At 48.9% G+C, this 1,510-nt stretch carries 1 protein-coding gene; it reads right to left on the bottom strand.

The features are described 5' to 3' along the window. On the bottom strand, positions 1 to 1,510 hold a 1,510-nt coding region (locus tag K8R76_10740; protein MCD4848653.1), incomplete at both ends, for a diguanylate cyclase.

Below are 1,510 nucleotides of genomic sequence, written 5' to 3'. Positions count from 1 at the left end.
TCATCCATCATGTCAAAGAGCTGTCCCTCATTCCAGTCGGTCATTTCCAGCAGGAAACCGAAATCGAATTCACGACCTATTACAGCGGCATGCTCTATAAGGCTCCTCGCCTCAGCGGACATCAGGTCAAGCTTCCTGTCAATCACGTCTTCGATTGAATGAGGAATCCTGTCAGCCATATCTTCGCGAAATTCCCAATTATCAGCGTTCCAGTAAAAAGCTCCGCTTTCGTGAAGTGACTTCATGAGTTCCTCGATGAAGAACGGATTTCCTCCCGTTTTCCTGAAAATGTAACCGGTAAGGGCAGGAGATGGAATCCTGTCAATTATCATGGAGAGCATCCTGGACACATCAGATTCATCAAGAGGTTCAAGTGTGATTCGGTTGAACAGACCTTCGCGGGACATGTTGTTAAGTATCCTCTGAAAGCACTCCCTGTCTGCTTCTTCAATACGGTATATGAGAAGGAACAGTATGGGACTGCTCCGGAACGCTCTGATAACGTAATGGAGAAGTTCAAGCGAGCCTTCGTCCGCCCAGTGAATGTTATCAAGAGAGATGATGAGAGGCCCTCCGGCAACCTGCTGCTCAAGAAGCCTTCTCACTCCCTCGAACAGCCGGAACTTATCAACCATGAGAACTTCACCGGCGCTCTTCGCAAGATAGTCCGACAGCTCGGGAACGATCTTCGTAAGTTCTATCCTGTAAGTCTGCGGGATATCATCGAGATCCAGTCCGTCGCTCATCCGGATTATCGAACGGATAAGCTCCCGAAACGGGAAGTAGGGAATGGAATGAGTGGTGGCGGAAAGCATGCTGCCGAGAAACCGGAAGGACTTGAATCGCTTTGAATCAATGATCTCTCTGACAAACCTGGATTTGCCCACACCTATCTCACCGCTGATGCAGAACGTCCCCCCCTTAATATCCGAGGAAGATCCTGTATAACGCATTACTTCCAGAAGTTCATCATTACGGCCGACAATCTCCTTCGTGGGAATTATCAGGCTGCGTACGCCGGTCTGTCGGCTGCCTATCCTGTCTCGACCATGCCTCTTTGCGCTGTAAAGACGCTGATCAGCGGTATCGAAAAGCCCGGCCCACTCCTTTCCATCACCAGGACACGATGCTATCCCTATGCTCATCGTAAGACGTATCCTCGAAAACTCCGTCTCCCGGCATTTTTCGATGAACCGGTGGGAAATCCTCTCCGCCTGTTCGTAACCCGTCCCCGGAAGAACGCATACGAACTCGTCTCCTCCGTATCTGAATACCGAGTCGTTAATCCTGAGAACACCTTCAAGGAAAGAGGAAAACTCCTTCAGAACAGTATCGCCTTTCGAATGGCCGTAAGTATCGTTAATATTCTTGAAGTGATCGAGATCAATCAGGAGAATCGATGTGGGGGAAGCCTCTTCGTCGATTATTCTTAAATGCTCGACGGACTTTACTCTTAGAAAACGACGATTGTAAAGACCGGTAAGATCATCTATGTACTCTCTTCCGACTT

Origin of the sequence: Candidatus Aegiribacteria sp., from assembly GCA_021108435.1 — a bacterium.
In the GTDB taxonomy this organism is placed as follows: Bacteria; Fermentibacterota; Fermentibacteria; order Fermentibacterales; family JCC-6; genus Aegiribacteria.
Note: the sequence above shows the minus strand (reverse complement) of the source record. Positions and strands in the feature narration are given on the sequence as shown.